The 15,403-nt window shown below is 59.4% G+C and carries 16 protein-coding genes and 1 tRNA gene; all 17 read right to left on the bottom strand.

Going from position 1 to position 15,403, the window contains the following annotated elements; translation table 11 throughout:
- Complete coding sequence (locus KW832_RS15505) at positions 1 to 1,476, bottom strand: NADH-quinone oxidoreductase subunit M (RefSeq protein ID WP_055393242.1); 1,476 nt, start codon at positions 1,474 to 1,476, stop codon at positions 1 to 3.
- Between the two features lie 12 nt (positions 1,477 to 1,488).
- Positions 1,489 to 3,534, bottom strand: coding sequence for an NADH-quinone oxidoreductase subunit L (gene nuoL, locus KW832_RS15500; protein WP_218300597.1), 2,046 nt, complete (start codon positions 3,532 to 3,534; stop codon positions 1,489 to 1,491).
- A 31-nt stretch (positions 3,535 to 3,565) separates the two neighbouring features.
- Positions 3,566 to 3,874, bottom strand: a complete 309-nt coding sequence (gene nuoK / locus KW832_RS15495) for an NADH-quinone oxidoreductase subunit NuoK (protein ID WP_005793248.1) — start codon at positions 3,872 to 3,874, stop codon at positions 3,566 to 3,568.
- Entirely contained in the window at positions 3,871 to 4,539 is a 669-nt protein-coding gene (locus KW832_RS15490; RefSeq protein WP_055393238.1) for an NADH-quinone oxidoreductase subunit J, read from the bottom strand. Before KW832_RS15490 ends, nuoK begins: the two co-directional genes overlap by 4 nt.
- 50 nt (positions 4,540 to 4,589) lie before the next feature.
- A complete protein-coding gene (gene nuoI, locus KW832_RS15485; protein WP_218300596.1) occupies positions 4,590 to 5,102 on the bottom strand; it encodes an NADH-quinone oxidoreductase subunit NuoI in 513 nt (170 codons plus the stop codon).
- Between the two features lie 12 nt (positions 5,103 to 5,114).
- On the bottom strand, positions 5,115 to 6,197 hold the full coding sequence (nuoH, locus tag KW832_RS15480) for an NADH-quinone oxidoreductase subunit NuoH (protein WP_055393236.1): 1,083 nt from the start codon (positions 6,195 to 6,197) through the stop codon (positions 5,115 to 5,117).
- Entirely contained in the window at positions 6,194 to 8,329 is a 2,136-nt protein-coding gene (gene nuoG / locus KW832_RS15475; RefSeq protein ID WP_218300595.1) for an NADH-quinone oxidoreductase subunit NuoG, read from the bottom strand. Before nuoG ends, nuoH begins: the two co-directional genes overlap by 4 nt.
- 14 nt (positions 8,330 to 8,343) lie before the next feature.
- The gene (gene nuoF, locus KW832_RS15470; protein ID WP_218300594.1) at positions 8,344 to 9,699 is read right to left on the bottom strand and encodes an NADH-quinone oxidoreductase subunit NuoF; all 1,356 of its coding nucleotides are present in this window, start codon (positions 9,697 to 9,699) and stop codon (positions 8,344 to 8,346) included.
- Positions 9,696 to 10,187: an NADH-quinone oxidoreductase subunit NuoE gene (gene nuoE / locus KW832_RS15465; protein WP_055393230.1), complete on the bottom strand. Its 492-nt coding sequence runs from the start codon at positions 10,185 to 10,187 to the stop codon at positions 9,696 to 9,698. The genes nuoF and nuoE overlap by 4 nt, the downstream gene beginning before the upstream one ends.
- Entirely contained in the window at positions 10,184 to 11,437 is a 1,254-nt protein-coding gene (locus tag KW832_RS15460) for an NADH-quinone oxidoreductase subunit D (protein ID WP_182119480.1), read from the bottom strand. The genes nuoE and KW832_RS15460 overlap by 4 nt, the downstream gene beginning before the upstream one ends.
- Positions 11,438 to 11,463: 26 nt before the next feature.
- Complete coding sequence (locus KW832_RS15455) at positions 11,464 to 12,072, bottom strand: NADH-quinone oxidoreductase subunit C (protein WP_218300593.1); 609 nt, start codon at positions 12,070 to 12,072, stop codon at positions 11,464 to 11,466.
- A 10-nt stretch (positions 12,073 to 12,082) separates the two neighbouring features.
- Positions 12,083 to 12,562: an NADH-quinone oxidoreductase subunit B family protein gene (locus KW832_RS15450; RefSeq protein ID WP_007849129.1), complete on the bottom strand. Its 480-nt coding sequence runs from the start codon at positions 12,560 to 12,562 to the stop codon at positions 12,083 to 12,085.
- Between the two features lie 24 nt (positions 12,563 to 12,586).
- Positions 12,587 to 12,946 (bottom strand): NADH-quinone oxidoreductase subunit A, encoded by a 360-nt coding sequence (locus KW832_RS15445; protein ID WP_056061547.1) that lies wholly within the window; start codon positions 12,944 to 12,946, stop codon positions 12,587 to 12,589.
- 73 nt (positions 12,947 to 13,019) lie between these two features.
- Positions 13,020 to 13,104, bottom strand: a tRNA-Leu gene (locus KW832_RS15440).
- A gap of 114 nt (positions 13,105 to 13,218) precedes the next feature.
- The gene (gene secG / locus KW832_RS15435; protein ID WP_055393223.1) at positions 13,219 to 13,593 is read right to left on the bottom strand and encodes a preprotein translocase subunit SecG; all 375 of its coding nucleotides are present in this window, start codon (positions 13,591 to 13,593) and stop codon (positions 13,219 to 13,221) included.
- Positions 13,594 to 13,632: 39 nt separating this feature from the next.
- Complete coding sequence (gene tpiA / locus KW832_RS15430) at positions 13,633 to 14,382, bottom strand: triose-phosphate isomerase (RefSeq protein WP_218300592.1); 750 nt, start codon at positions 14,380 to 14,382, stop codon at positions 13,633 to 13,635.
- A 2-nt stretch (positions 14,383 to 14,384) separates the two neighbouring features.
- Positions 14,385 to 15,371 carry an NAD(P)H-quinone oxidoreductase gene (locus KW832_RS15425; protein WP_218300683.1) on the bottom strand — a complete coding sequence of 329 codons (987 nt, stop codon included), beginning with the start codon at positions 15,369 to 15,371 and terminating at the stop codon, positions 14,385 to 14,387.
- Between the last annotated feature and the right edge of the window lie 32 nt (positions 15,372 to 15,403).

Genomic DNA, 15,403 nt, shown 5'->3' with positions numbered 1-15,403 from the left:
TTAGTTCAGCTTGGACAGCGCAACATGCTTGAGCAGTTCCGCCACCGAGGTGTCCATCACGTCCGTGAACGGACGGGGATACAGGCCCATGGCCAGTACGGCAATGCCCAGCAAGGCAAGCACCAGGAATTCGCGGCTGTCGATGTCGGTCAGGCCCTTGACGTTGTCATTGCCCACTGGCCCCAGGTATACGCGCTTGAACATCCACAGCGTGTAGGCGGCACCAAAGATCAGCGCAGTGGCGGCGGCCAGACCGATCCAGAAGTTGGCCTTGACAGCACCAAGGATCACCATCCACTCGCCCACAAAGCCGGCAGTGCCTGGAAGGCCGCAATTGGCCATCGCAAACAGCAGCGCAAAGGCCGTGAAGTTGGGCATGGTGTTGACCACACCGCCGTAAGCGGCGATTTCACGCGAATGCACGCGGTCATACAGCACGCCAATGGACAGGAACATCGCGCCCGAAACAAATCCGTGGGCAATCATCTGCACCAGACCGCCAGACACGCCCAGATCGTTGAAGATAAAGAAGCCCAGCGTCACAAAGCCCATGTGCGCCACAGACGAATACGCCACCAGTTTCTTCATGTCCTTCTGGACCATGGCCACCAGACCCACATAGATCACGGCAATCAGCGACAGGGCAATCATCAGCCAAGCCCACTCGCGCGAGGCATCGGGGGCGATGGGCATGGAGAAACGCAGGAAGCCGTATGCGCCCAGCTTTAGCATGATGGCTGCCAGCACGGCAGAGCCTCCGGTGGGCGCCTCCACGTGCACGTCGGGCAGCCAGGTGTGCACCGGCCACATCGGCACCTTCACAGCAAACGCCGCAAAGAAGGCAAAGAACAGCAGCGTCTGCGCCGTACGGCTCAGCGGCAACTGGTGCCACGTGGCAATGTCGAAGCTGCCGCCCGACTGGTTGTACAGGAAGATCAGCGCGATCAGCATCAGCAGCGAACCGAGCAGCGTATACAGGAAGAACTTGAACGCCGCGTAGATCTTGTTGGGGCCACCCCAGATACCGATGATCAGGTACATCGGAATCAGCGTGGCTTCGAAGAACACGTAGAACAGCATGCCGTCCAACGCCGTGAATACGCCAATCATGAGGCCCGACAGGATCAGGAAAGCCCCCATGTACTGGTTGACGCGCTCGGTGATGGACTCCCAGGAAGCCACTACGACGATGACTGTGATGAATGCCGTCAGCGGCACGAACCAGAACGAGATGCCATCCACACCCAGGTGATAGTGGATGTTGAAGCGTTCGATCCAGGCTGCCTTCTCGACAAACTGCATCGCCGCCGTGCCCAGCTGGAACCCATCGTACAGGGGTAACGTCACCAGGAAGCCAACCACGGCCCCCACCAGCGCCAGCCACCGCACCGCGCGGGCATGCTCATCCCGCCCAATGGCCAGCAGCAGTACACCGAAGGCAATCGGTGCCCAGATTGCAAGACTCAACAGACCCATTTGTTGTTTTCCTTATTTGATGAGCTGCAACAGAGCATCGCCCCAGACAAACCAGGTCATCAGCGCGAAGACACCCAGGATCATCACCAGCGCGTAGTGGAAGATAAAGCCCGACTGCATCCAGCGCACGATGCCGGAAACTCCACGCACCAACTTCCAAGAACCGTTCACGAGAGCGCCGTCGATGATGGCCTGATCGCCTACCTTCCACAGCCCGACACCCAGCGCACGAGCACCACGGGCGAGGATGTTCTCGTTGATCCAATCGAGGTAATATTTGTTTTCCAGCAAGGTGTAGAGCGGCTGGACACGTGCCTTGATGCCCGCAGGCAGCGCAGGATTGACCATGTACATGTAGTACGAAGCAGCTACCCCCGCCAAAGCAAGCCAGAAAGGCGCTGTCTGCAGACCATGCAGTGCCATCCCCACCGGACCGTGGAAGATTTCTGCCAGCTTCGCCATGGCCGAGTGCTTGGCCGCATCGACAAAGATCACGTCCTTGAAGAAGTCACCAAACAGCATGGGCTGGATGAACATGAAGCCCACCACCACCGAAGGAATGGCCAGCAGCACCAGCGGCACCGTCACCACCCAGGGGGATTCGTGTGGCTTGGCATCGTGCCCGTGGTGATCATCATGACCATGGTGGTCGTCATGGTGCGCATCCGGGTTCTGGTCGTAGCGCTCCTTGCCATGGAAGACCAGGAAATACATGCGGAACGAATAGAACGCCGTGATGAACACACCTGCGAGCACGGCAAAGTGCGCAAAACCGGCTGCGGGCAGTTGGCTGAAGTGCACGGCCTCAATGATGCTGTCCTTAGAGTAGAAGCCCGAGAACAGCGGAGTACCGATCAACGCCAGCGAACCCAGCAGTGAGGTGATCCAGGTGATGGGCATGTACTTGCGCACGCCGCCCATCCAGCGGATATCCTGGTTGTGGTGCATGCCCATGATGACCGAGCCGGCCCCGAGGAACAGCAGCGCCTTGAAGAACGCGTGGGTCATCAGGTGGAACACTGCCACCGAGTAAGCCGATGCGCCCAGCGCTACGGTCATATAACCCAGCTGCGACAGCGTGGAATAAGCCACCACACGCTTGATGTCGTTCTGGATGATGCCCAGGAATCCCATGAACAACGCCGTGATGGCACCAATCACGAGGATGAAATTCAGGGCCGTATCAGACAGTTCAAACAGGGGCGACATGCGCGCCACCATGAAAATGCCCGCGGTCACCATGGTTGCCGCGTGGATCAGCGCCGAGATAGGGGTTGGACCTTCCATCGAGTCGGGCAACCACACGTGCAGCGGGAACTGGGCCGACTTGCCCATCGCACCAATGAACAGGCAGATGCAGATCACGGTGATCAGCATCCAGTCGGTGCCGGGGAATGGCAGACCACCCAGCTCACCCGTCTTCGCGAACACTTCGCCGTAGTTCAACGTGCCAGCGTAAGCTGCGATCAGGCCAATGCCCAGGATGAAACCGAAGTCGCCCACCCGGTTGACCAGAAAGGCCTTCATGTTGGCAAAGATCGCCGAAGGCTTGTTGAACCAGAAGCCGATCAGCAGGTAAGACACCAGGCCCACAGCTTCCCAACCGAAGAACAGCTGCAGCAGGTTGTTGCTCATCACCAGCATCAGCATGGAGAACGTGAACAACGAGATGTATGCGAAGAAACGGTTATAGCCGTCGTCCTCTTCCATGTAGCCAATGGTGTAGATGTGCACCATCAGCGACACAAAGGTCACCACGACCATCATCATGGCGGTGAGGCTGTCCACCAGGAAGCCCACTTCCATCTTCAGACCACCAACAACCATCCAGGTGTACAGCGTCTCGTTAAAACGCGCGCCATCGATCGCAACGCTCTTGAGCGTCATCGCAGACAACACGAACGCCACGAGCACGCCCAGGATCGTCAGGGTATGGCTCAGGCGTCGGCCTATCCAGTTACCACCAAAGGTCGTACCAAAGATGCCGGCCAGCAAAGCACCCGCCAGCGGAGCCAGTGGCACGGCCAGGAGCGTTGAAGCAGAGAGGGTTTGACTCATTCTTGAGAACCTTGGGAATACGGGTAGCCCATCAACCCTTGAGGGTGTTGAGGTCTTCCGCGTTGATGCTGGACTTGTTGCGGAACAGCAGCACCAGGATGGCCAGGCCGATGGCCGATTCGGCTGCCGCCACGGTCAGGATGAAGAACACAAACACCTGGCCGTGCATGTCGCCCAGGTAGTGGGAGAAAGCCACGAAGTTCATGTTCACCGCCAGCAGCATCAATTCGATGGCCATCAGCAGCACGATCAGGTTCTTGCGGTTCAGGAAAATCCCGATCACCGCGAGCGCGAACAACATCGCACCCAGCGAGAGAAAGTGTCCCAATGTCAGCGTCATGCTTTTTTCTCCTCGACGGCCGGCTCTGCCTGTGCTTCGTCCACCGGCTTCTGGGTCGCTGCGACCTTCACCACTTCCAGGCGGTCCGCAGCACGGACGCGGATCTGCACCGAAGGATTGATGGCCTTGCTGTCCTTGCGCTGGCGCAGGGTGAGCGCAATGGCGGCAATCATGGCCACCAGCAGAATCACAGCTGCGATTTCAACGGGATAAAGGTATTCGGTGTAAAGCAGCTTGCCCAACGCCTTGGTATTCGAATACGGGACCACCTGCCCCGCAGCATCCACCATGGTGGCGACGGCCTTGGGCTCGTCCATGCCACGAAACCCGCCCATCAGCACAGCGGCCATTTCCAGCGCAATCAAAGCGCCTACCGTGGCGGCCAGGGGAAAGTGCTTCCAGAAGCCTTTGCGCACCGTGTCGATGTGAATATCAAGCATCATCACGACGAACAGGAACAGCACCATCACCGCGCCCAGGTACACGAGCACCAAGGCAATGGCGAGGAATTCGGCTTTGAGCAGCAACCACACCGCTGCCGCCTGCGAAAACGCGAGGATGAGATAGAGCACGGCATGCACAGGATTGCGCGCGGTGATCACCCGGAAGGCTGCAAACAGCAGCACAACCGAGAAGAGGTAGAAGAAACCAGTCTTGGCGTCCATGAATCGGGTCTTTATAGAAAGTCTGGCAAAGAGGCTGAAGCCTGCACCGCTCAGCGGTACTTGGCGTCCGCAGCCTTGGCTGCCGCAATTTCACCTTCGTACCGGTCGCCCACGGCCAGGAGCATGTCCTTCGTGAAATACAGATCGCCACGCTTTTCGCCGTGGTATTCAAAGATGTGCGTCTCCACGATGGAATCCACCGGGCAGCTTTCTTCGCAGAAACCGCAGAAGATGCACTTGGTCAGATCGATGTCATAGCGAGTGGTGCGGCGGGAGCCATCGGCACGGACGTCCGACTCAATCGTGATCGCCATGGCGGGGCAAACGGCCTCGCACAACTTGCAGGCGATACAACGCTCTTCCCCGTTTTCATAGCGGCGCAGCGCATGCAGACCGCGAAAACGGGGTGAAAGAGGCGTTTTCTCTTCCGGGAACTGCACAGTCACCTTGCGGCGAAAGGCATAGCGGCCCGTGAGGGCCATGCCCTTGAGCAACTCCACGAGCATGAAGCTCTTGAAGAAATCCTTGAACGAAAAAGGTGCAGCAGCAGCAACAGCAGTCATTTGTGTCCCCGCTTATTTCCAGATATTCCAAGGCGAGAGCAACCACCCGCCGACAAACAACAAATACACCAGCGTGACTGGAATAAAGATCTTCCAGCCCAGACGCATGATCTGGTCATAACGGAAACGGGGGAAGGTCGCCCGGATCCAGATGAACATGGACACCACAAGGAAGGTCTTGATACCCAGCCAGATCCAGCCGGGAATCCAGTTGAACAACGCACTGTCGATGGGGGGCAGCCAGCCGCCAAGGAACATCAGTGCAGCCAGGATGGAAACGAGCCACATGCTGGCGTACTCAGCCAGGAAGAAGATCGCAAAGCCCATGCCGGAATACTCCACCATGTGGCCGGCCACGATTTCCGCCTCGCCTTCCACCACGTCAAACGGGTGGCGATTCGTTTCAGCAACCCCAGAGATCAGGTAGACCAGAAAAATGGGCAGCAGCGGGAGCCAGTTCCAGGACAGGAAGGTCAGGCCCTTATCCGCAGCCATGCCACGCCCCTGCCCCATCACGATTTCGGTCAGGTTCATGCTACCGGAGACCATGATCACAACCAGGAAGCAGAAGCCCATGGCAATTTCGTAGCTCACCATCTGTGCGGAAGCACGCAGCGCACCGAGAAAAGCATACTTGGAGTTCGAGGCCCAGCCTGCAATGATCACACCATAGACCTCAATCGAGGTGATGGCCATGACCAGCAGCAGACCTGCATTCACATTGGCCAAGGCCACATCGGGGCCAAAGGGAATAGCCACCCAGGCAGCCAGTGCCGGCATGATGGCCATGACAGGTCCCAGGACAAACAAGCCCTTGCTGGCCGCCGTGGGCTGGATGATTTCCTTGGTCAACAGCTTCAGCGCGTCAGCGATAGGCTGCAGCAACCCCATGGGACCCACGCGGTTGGGTCCATGGCGCACCTGCATGAAGCCCAGGAGCTTACGCTCCCACAGCGTGAGGTAGGCCACCGCACCCATCAAAGGCGCCAGGATACAAACGATCTTGATCAGGATCCAGAGCACCGGCCAGACGATGCCAGTCCACCACCCAAAAGAAAGCAGGTTCAGGCCCGCGTTGTAGATCGCGTCGATCATGCGGCCACTCCTTCACGTGCCATGCGCGCGTCGGCAGTGAGCTGCAACGACGTGGAACGGCGCACCAGGCCGTCCAGTTGATAGATGGATGCGACCACGGGTTCACCTGCTGCGGCTGTCGCAGCGACTGGCACCGTCCTCACAGCGTTCGACATCTGAGCAGCCGCCAATTGCGTGACCGTGCCCGCTGGGGCATTCGTGGCACGGGCCAGCACGTCCTGCGAGGTTTCAAAGTCGAAGCCCGGTACACCCAGCAGATTGGCCAGAACGCGCAGAACCTTCCATGCAGGACGGGCGTCACCCAGAGGGCGCACCACGGCGTGGAAGCTCTGCAGACGGCCTTCCGCATTGACGAAGCTGCCAGACGTTTCGGTGAACGGGGCAATTGGCAACAAAACGTCACTGAACTCCATGTTGGCCTTGAAGGGGCTCAACGTGATCACCATGTCTGCACCAGACAGCGTGGCAGCAGCGCTGGCGCCCGCAGCGGAGTCGTACACCGGCTCAGTATTGAGCAACAAGGCTGCCTTCAGACCACCGGAAAGCATCTGGCCCGCATTCAAGCCACCATTGACAGGATGAGCCCCCACGAACTGAGCACCCACCGTATTGGCGGCTTCCGTCAGGTAGCCGACGGATGCCCCCGTGTTCTCACCAATCCAGTTGGCCAGCGCCAGCAATTGCGTAGCCTGTGCATGGTGCGCAGCTGCGTTGCCCAACAGCAGCGCCTTGCGTTCGCCACCCAGCAGGGTACGGGCGATCGCCAAGGCACCCTCGGTCACGGCACCTGCCCCCGCAGGCGCAGAAGCACCCTTTTCCTGCGCCACCGCAGCAGCGATGCCGCCAAGCGCCGCCACCCATTGGGCAGCAGGCTGCAGCAGGGAGTGTTTCACCGGCATTGCCCAGTCAGCCAGGGCCGAATCAACCACACTGACCTGACAGCCGTGGCGTACTGCCTGGCGAATGCGCTGGGCGAACAACGGATGGTCCTTGCGCAGGTTGGAGCCCACCACAAGCACACTCTGCAACGTGGACAACGAGGCAATGGACGTGCCAAGCCAGCGGATACCTTCGGGCGCTGCAAAATCAGCATTGCGCAGGCGGTAGTCAATGTTGTCACTGCCCAGACCACGCACCAATGCAGAAGCCAGGTACAACTCTTCGACCGTGCTGTGCGGACTGACCAGAGCGCCAATGCTGTTGGCGCCGTGGTCATTCTTGATGTTCTTCAAACCGTTGGCGACGTATTCCAGTGCGGTCTGCCAATCGACCTGCCTCCACACCCCGCCCTGCTTGAGCATCGGCTGGGTCAGGCGTTCGTCGCTGTTGAGCGATTCGTACGAGAAACGGTCACGGTCGGCAATCCAGCATTCGTTGACAGCCTCATTCTCGAACGGCACCACGCGCATGACCTTGTGGTTCTTGACCTGAACAATCAGGTTGGAACCGGTCGAATCGTGGGGGCTCACCGAACGGCGGCGCGACAACTCCCAAGTACGGGCGCTGTATCGGAAAGGCTTGCTCGTGAGCGCACCGACGGGGCAGATGTCGATCATGTTGCCCGACAGCTCGGAGTCCACCGTATCACCGGTGACCGTTGTGATCTCCGAGTGCTCGCCGCGATGGATCATGCCCAGCTCCATCACGCCAGCCACTTCCTGGCCAAAGCGCACGCAACGGGTGCAGTGGATGCAACGGCTCATTTCCTGCATGGAAATCAACGGGCCAACATCCTTGACAGGTACCACGCGCTTTTCTTCTTCGTAGCGAGAAGAAGAGCCGCCGTAGCCCACGGCCAAGTCCTGCAACTGGCATTCACCGCCCTGGTCGCAGATGGGGCAATCCAGCGGGTGGTTGATCAGCAGGAACTCCATGACCGACTGCTGGGCTTTGATAGCCTTGTCGCTCTTGGTGCGCACGATCATGCCCTGCGTCACCGGCGTAGCGCACGCAGGCATGGGCTTGGGAGCCTTTTCCACATCCACCAAGCACATACGGCAGTTGGCAGCGATCGAAAGCTTCTTGTGGTAGCAGAAATGCGGAATGTAGGTGCCCGCCTTCTCGGCCGCATGCATCACCATGCAGCCTTCGGCGACTTCCACTTTCTGACCGTCCAGTTCAATTTCAACCATATGTTTTCTCGCGATCAGACGGAGGTCGCGGCCTGCGGGGCCTTGTTCCGGATCAGTGCCTCAAACTCGGGACGGAAATGTTTGATCATGGCGCGCACAGGCATGGCAGCGGCATCGCCCAGCGCACAGATCGTGCGCCCCTGGATGTTGTCTGCCACAGAATTGAGCAGGTCCAGATCGCCTTCGCGCCCCTGACCGTGCTGAATACGGTCGATCACGCGCCACATCCAGCCCGTGCCTTCACGGCATGGCGTGCACTGGCCACAGGATTCGTGGGAATAGAAGTACGACAGGCGCAGCAGACTCTCGACCATGCTGCGGGAATCGTCCATCACGATCACAGCGCCCGAACCCAGCATGGAGCCAGCCTTTGCAATGGAGTCGTAATCCATCGTGCATTCCATGATGATGGAGGCAGGCAGCACCGGGGACGAGGAGCCACCGGGAATCACTGCCTTGAGCTGGCGCCCCTTGCGCACGCCACCGGCCAGTTCGAGCAGCTTGGCAAAAGGCGTGCCCATGGGCACTTCGTAGTTGCCGGGCTTTTCCACATCGCCCGAAACCGAGAAGATCTTGGTGCCACCGTTGTTGGGCTTGCCACACTCCAAGTAGGCTTGGCCGCCATTGCGGATGATCCACGGCACGGCCGCGAAGGTCTCCGTGTTGTTGATGGTGGTGGGCTTGCCGTACAGACCGAAGCTGGCAGGGAACGGCGGCTTGAAGCGCGGCTGGCCCTTCTTGCCTTCGAGCGATTCGAGCAGCGCAGTTTCTTCGCCACAGATATAGGCACCGAAGCCATGCGCCGCATGCAGCTGGAAGCTGAAGTTGCTGCCAAGGATCTTGTCACCCAGGTAACCGGCTGCGCGCGCTTCTTCCAACGCTTCTTCAAAGCGGTCGTAGGTCTGGAAGATTTCACCGTGGATGTAGTTGTAGCCCACAGAGATGCCCATCGCGTAGGCCGCGATGATCATGCCTTCGATAACGATGTGCGGGTTGAACTGAAGGATGTCGCGATCCTTGCACGTGCCAGGCTCGCCTTCATCGGAGTTGCACACGAGGTACTTCTGGCCTGGGAACGAGCGGGGCATGAAGCTCCACTTGAGGCCGGTGGGGAAACCCGCACCGCCACGGCCGCGCAGGCCGGATTCCTTGACAGTGGCGATGACCTGGTCCTGCGTGAGCGGTTCACCGCCATCGGTGCCCAGGATCTTGCGCAGCGCAGCATAGCCGCCGCGCGCTTCGTAGTCCTTGATGCTCCAGTTCGCACCATCCAGGCCCGCGTAGATCTGCGGGTTGATGTGGCGGTCGTGGAAGCAGGTCTGGACGCCCGTGGCCTGGAACTGCGAGAGGATCTGTGCAGCGGTGGTCATGCTTGTCCCTCCGCCGCACGCAGGCCGTCGACCAACTGGTCGAGCTTGTCGTTGTCCATGAAGCTGCACATCGTGCGGTCGTTGACCAGCATCACGGGCGCATCGGCGCAGGCGCCCAGGCACTCACACTGCTGCAGGGTGAACAGGCCATCGGCCGTGGTCTCGCCCATGGTCACACCAAGCTTCTTTTCAAGGTGGTGCAGCGCCTTCTGTCCGTCGCGCAGCTGACAAGGCAAGTTGGTGCACACGTTGAGCTTGTACTTGCCCACCGGCTGCTGGTTGTACATGTTGTAGAAGGTCGTGACTTCATGCACGGCGATCTGGGCCATGCCCAGATACTCGGCAATCACCGCTTCACTTTCAGCACTGACAAACCCCTGCTCCTGTTGCACGATAGACAGGCAGGCCATCACTGCAGACTGCTTCTGCTCGGCGGGGTACTTGGCCACTTCACGCGCAAAACGCGCGCGGGTCGATTCGGTAATCATCGGTCAATCTCTCCGAACACGATATCCATGGTGCCAATGATGGCCACGGCGTCCGCAATCATGTGGCCGCGAGCCATTTCGTCCAGCGTGGCCAGGTGCGCGAAACCAGGCGCACGGATCTTGAGGCGGTACGGTTTGTTGGCGCCGTCGCTCACCAGGTAGATGCCAAACTCGCCCTTGGGATGCTCCACCGCAGCATAAGCCTCACCCTCGGGCACGTGAAACCCTTCAGTGAAAAGCTTAAAGTGGTGGATCAACTCCTCCATGTTGGACTTCATGGATTCACGAGCGGGCGCAGCCACCTTGTGATTGTCAGTAATGACAGGACCCGGATTGGCTTTGAGCCAATCCACACACTGCTTGATGATGCGATTGGATTCGCGCATTTCCTGCACGCGCACCAGATAGCGGTCGTAGCAGTCACCTGTCTTGCCCACGGGTACATCGAAGTCCACACGGTCGTAAACATCGTACGGCTGGGTCTTGCGCAGGTCCCAGGCAATACCGGAGCCACGGATCATGGGGCCGGTCATGCCCAGGTTCAGCGCACGCTCGGGTGGCACCACACCAATACCCACGGTGCGCTGCTTCCAGATACGGTTGTCGGTCAGCAGGGTCTCGTACTCGTCTACGCAACCGGGGAAGCGCTTGGTGAAGTCGTCGATGAAATCAAGCAAAGAACCTTGGCGGTTCTGGTTCATGGCCTCCAGGGCCTTGGCGTTCTTGATCTTGCTGACCTTGTATTGCGGCATGGAGTCCGGCAGGTCACGGTACACACCGCCTGGACGGAAATACGCTGCATGCATGCGCGCGCCAGAGACGGCTTCGTACATGTCGAACAGGTCTTCGCGCTCGCGGAAGGTGTAGATCAGAATGGTGGAGCTGCCACAGTCGTTGCCATGCGAACCCAACCACATCAGGTGGTTCAGCAGGCGCGTGATTTCCGAAAACATCACGCGGATGTACTGCGCACGCAGGGGCACTTCCAGGCCCAGCAGCTTTTCGATGGCCAAGCAGTAGGCGTGCTCATTGCACATCATCGAAACGTAGTCCAATCGGTCCATGTAGGGCAGCGACTGGATGTAGGTCTTGTGTTCGGCCAGCTTTTCGGTGGCACGGTGCAGGAGGCCGATGTGCGGGTCGGCCCGCTGTACGACTTCGCCATCGAGCTCCAGCACCAAGCGCAGCACACCGTGCGCCGCCGGATGCTGCGGACCAAAGTTCAGGGAATAGTTCTTGATTTCAGCCATGGTGGTTCACATGGGGCGCGGGCGCCTTAGTGCAGGCCTCCGTACTTGTCTTCGCGGATGATGCGCGGCGTGATCTCCCGCGGCTCGATCGACACGGGTTCGTAAACCACCCGGCGCAGCTCTGCGTCGTAGCGCATCTCAACATGACCAGACAGCGGAAAGTCTTTGCGGAAGGGATGGCCAATGAAGCCGTAGTCGGTCAGGATACGGCGCAGGTCATTGTGGCCGTCGAACACAATACCGAACAGATCAAACGCTTCGCGCTCGTACCAGTTGGCGGAGTTCCACAGGTCGGAGACCGAGGCCACCACCGGAAAATCATCATCGGCGCAGAACACCTTGACCCGCACACGCTGATTCAGACTGACGGACAACAGGTGCGAGACCACGCAGTACCGGGGGCCTTCACGCACGGCATCGGCATATGCCGAATAGTCCACGCCACACAAATCGATCAGTTGCTCAAAGCGGCAACCTTCAGCGTCACGCAACACGCGCATGGATTCGAGGTAGTCAGCCGCATCAACGACCAAGGTGACCTCATCCAACGCCACCGTGATCTGACGCACCATCGCCCCCAGGGCGGCGGCAATATTGTCTTTGAGTTTTTCAGGCCGAATGGCAACAGCGGTCATCATCAACCCTTCAGACACGAGCAATGGTGTTGGTACGGCGAATCTTCTGCTGCAGCTGGATGATCCCGTAGATCAAAGCCTCCGCCGTGGGCGGGCAACCTGGCACGTAGACATCCACCGGAACAATGCGATCGCAACCACGCACCACGGAGTAGCTGTAGTGGTAGTAGCCGCCGCCGTTGGCACACGAGCCCATCGACAACACCCAACGCGGCTCGGACATCTGGTCGTACACCTTGCGCAACGCAGGCGCCATCTTGTTGCACAGCGTGCCGGCCACAATCATGAGGTCAGACTGGCGCGGGCTCGCGCGGAACACCTCCGCCCCAAAACGACCGATGTCGTAACGCGCCGCCGCAGCATGCATCATTTCGACGGCACAGCAAGCCAAGCCGAATGTCATCGGCCACAGAGAGCCGGTCTTGGCCCAATTCACCACCGAGTCGTAACTCGTGGTGATGAAGCCTTCCTTCATCACGCCTTCAATCATTGCATCATCCTTGTTGAGGCTCGCTCATTCCCAATCCAGGGCACCCTTTTTCCACTCGTAGGCAAAACCCACAACCAGAATGGCCAGGAAAATAACGACCGCCACGAAACCAGCGACCCCCACCTCATGCAGCGTCACCGCCCATGGGAAGAGGAATGCAATTTCGAGATCGAACAGAATGAAGAGAATGGCCACAAGGTAGTAGCGCACATCAAACTTCATGCGCGCATCCTCGAAGGCTTCAAAGCCACATTCGTAGGGAGAGTTCTTCGCGGCATCCGGGCGGTTGGGGCCCAGTATGTAGCCGAGTACAAGGGGGACAACGCCTACGGCGATGCCGACCAAGATGAACAAAAGGACGGGGAGGTACTGATCGAGGTTCATCTTGAGGATGTGCTCACCGCTGTGGCCTTGCCCGTCAGGACCCGAGCCGGGTCATGCAGGCAGGCCTTTGTTTTGGTGCCGTCGGCGAGACTCGAACTCGCACAGCTTTCGCCACTACCCCCTCAAGATAGCGTGTCTACCAATTTCACCACGACGGCTGATTTTTGCATCTGGATGGCATGAGGAACCTTGCGGTTTTGGCTTTCCAGACAATCCAGAATTCTACTCCGGAAAAACCCTGCTTCGGCTTACGGAGCCCAATTTAGTGCAGATTATTTGGTGGGGATCTGCGCTGCACCCGAGGCGGGCACGGCAGGAGCCACAGCAGCATCCGAAGCCGACAACGAAGGCGCACCTGCAGGCACTGCAGCAGCGGGATTTTCCAGCACGCTACCCGAACTGGCAGGACGCGCATTGCCGAAATAGGCCAGTGCCAGCGTTGCCACAAAAAACACCGCAGCCAGCACCGCCGTAGTGCGCGACAAGAAGTTGGCGCTACCGCTGGCACCAAACAGGCTTCCGGAACTGCCACTGCCAAACGCTGCGCCCATATCGGCACCCTTGCCATGCTGGATCAGGATCAGGCCAATCATCCCCAAGGCCGTCAGCATCTGCACAGCCAACACCACATTCACGATCACGTTCATTCTCTGTTCACTCCTGATTGAATAGTTTGAAGGGCAGCCTCAACGGGCGGCCGCAATGATTTGAAGGAAATCGGGCGCTTTCAGCGAGGCACCGCCAACAAGGCCGCCATCGATATCCGGCTGGGAAAGCAACTGGGCGGCATTGGCCGCATTCATGCTGCCGCCGTACAGCAGGCGGATTCGATCCGCATGCTCGCTGGCCGCAGACAGCTGTGCCCGCAGCACTGCATGCACTGCCTGCGCCTGCTCAGGCGACGCCGTGCGGCCCGTGCCAATGGCCCAGACCGGTTCGTAAGCCACCACCACTTCGCTGATGCAGTGACCATTGAGGTGGATCACAGCCGCCAATTGACGCTTGACCACCACCTCGGTCTGCCCAGCTTCGCGCTCCTGAAGAGTCTCGCCCACGCAGACGATAGGCGTGATACCTGCCGCCAGTGCGCGCTGCGCTTTCTCGGCGACCACCACGTCGGTTTCACCATGGTATTGGCGGCGCTCTGAATGCCCCACGAGCGCGTACCGCACACCAAAGTCTTTCAACATGGCGGCCGACACCTCTCCGGTGTAGGCACCTGCTTCGTGCTGCGATACATCCTGGGCAGCCACCGCCACCAAAGACCCCAACGCAGCAGCCTGCACCTGCGCCAGATAAGGCGCCGGCACCGCAACGGCCACGTCACAAACCGCGTAAGCCAGCCCCGCCAAGATGCCTTTCAGCAAAGCATCGTTGGCAGCCAGACTGCCGTTCATCTTCCAGTTGCCTGCGATGAGTTTTCTCTTGTTTTTCATGATCACCACGTCAAAACAATCTTGCCAATGTGCTGATTTGACTCCATCAGCGCGTGGGCCTTAGCAGCCTCTGTCGCCGCAAATGTGCTGTGAATGACGGGCCGCACACGCCCCGCCACCAGCAGAGGCCACACATGCTCGCGCAATGCACGCGCAATCGCCCCCTTGAATGCCACAGAACGCGGACGCAAGGTGGAGCCAGTAATGGTCAACCGGCGGCGCAGCACCAAACCCGCATTGAAGTCGCTCTTGATGCCCCCCTGCACCGCAATGATGACAATGCGGCCGTCCTCAGCCAGGCACTGCACCTCGCGCGCCACGTAGTCACCTGCCACCATGTCCAGCACCACATCCACGCCTTTGCCCTGCGTAATGCGATTGGCTTCTGCCACAAAATCCTGCGTCTTGTAGTTGATGGCCTCGTGGGCCCCCAGCTGCAGGCATGCCGCACACTTTTCGTCGCTACCTGCAGTTGCAATGACCGTTGCGCCAAAGGCCCGCGCCAATTGAACAGCCGTCACGCCAATACCACTGGTACCGCCTTGCACCAGCAAGCTTTCACCCGCCTGCAGATGCCCCCGGTCGAACACATTGCTCCACACGGTGAAGAACGTCTCGGGCAGTGATGCAGCCTCGACATCGCTAAAGCCATCAGGCACCGGCAGGCACTGCACCACAGGCGCCACGCACCATTGGGCATAACCACCACCCGCCACCAGCGCACAGACGCGGTCACCCACCCGGATACCCGCCTCGGCCATGGCTGCAGCATCCCCCGACTCCACCACTCCCGCAACTTCCAGGCCCGGCAGGTCAGACGTTCCAGACGGAGGGGCATAGTGCCCCATCCGCTGGAGCACATCGGGGCGGTTGATACCGCTGGCAGCCACACGGATCAGCAGCTCACCGACACCCGCCTGCGGCACGGGGCGCTCACCCAGGCGCAAGACCTCGGGTCCACCAAAGGAAGTGATCTCGACAGCACGCATATTGCGATTCATGGGACGGTCAATTTTTGAGT

It is taken from the genome of Acidovorax sp. sif0632 (genome assembly GCF_019218805.1).
Taxonomy (GTDB): Bacteria; Pseudomonadota; Gammaproteobacteria; order Burkholderiales; family Burkholderiaceae_C; genus Acidovorax; species Acidovorax facilis.
The sequence above is the reverse complement of the archived record's forward strand: the minus strand, read 5'-3'. Positions and strand labels throughout refer to the sequence as shown.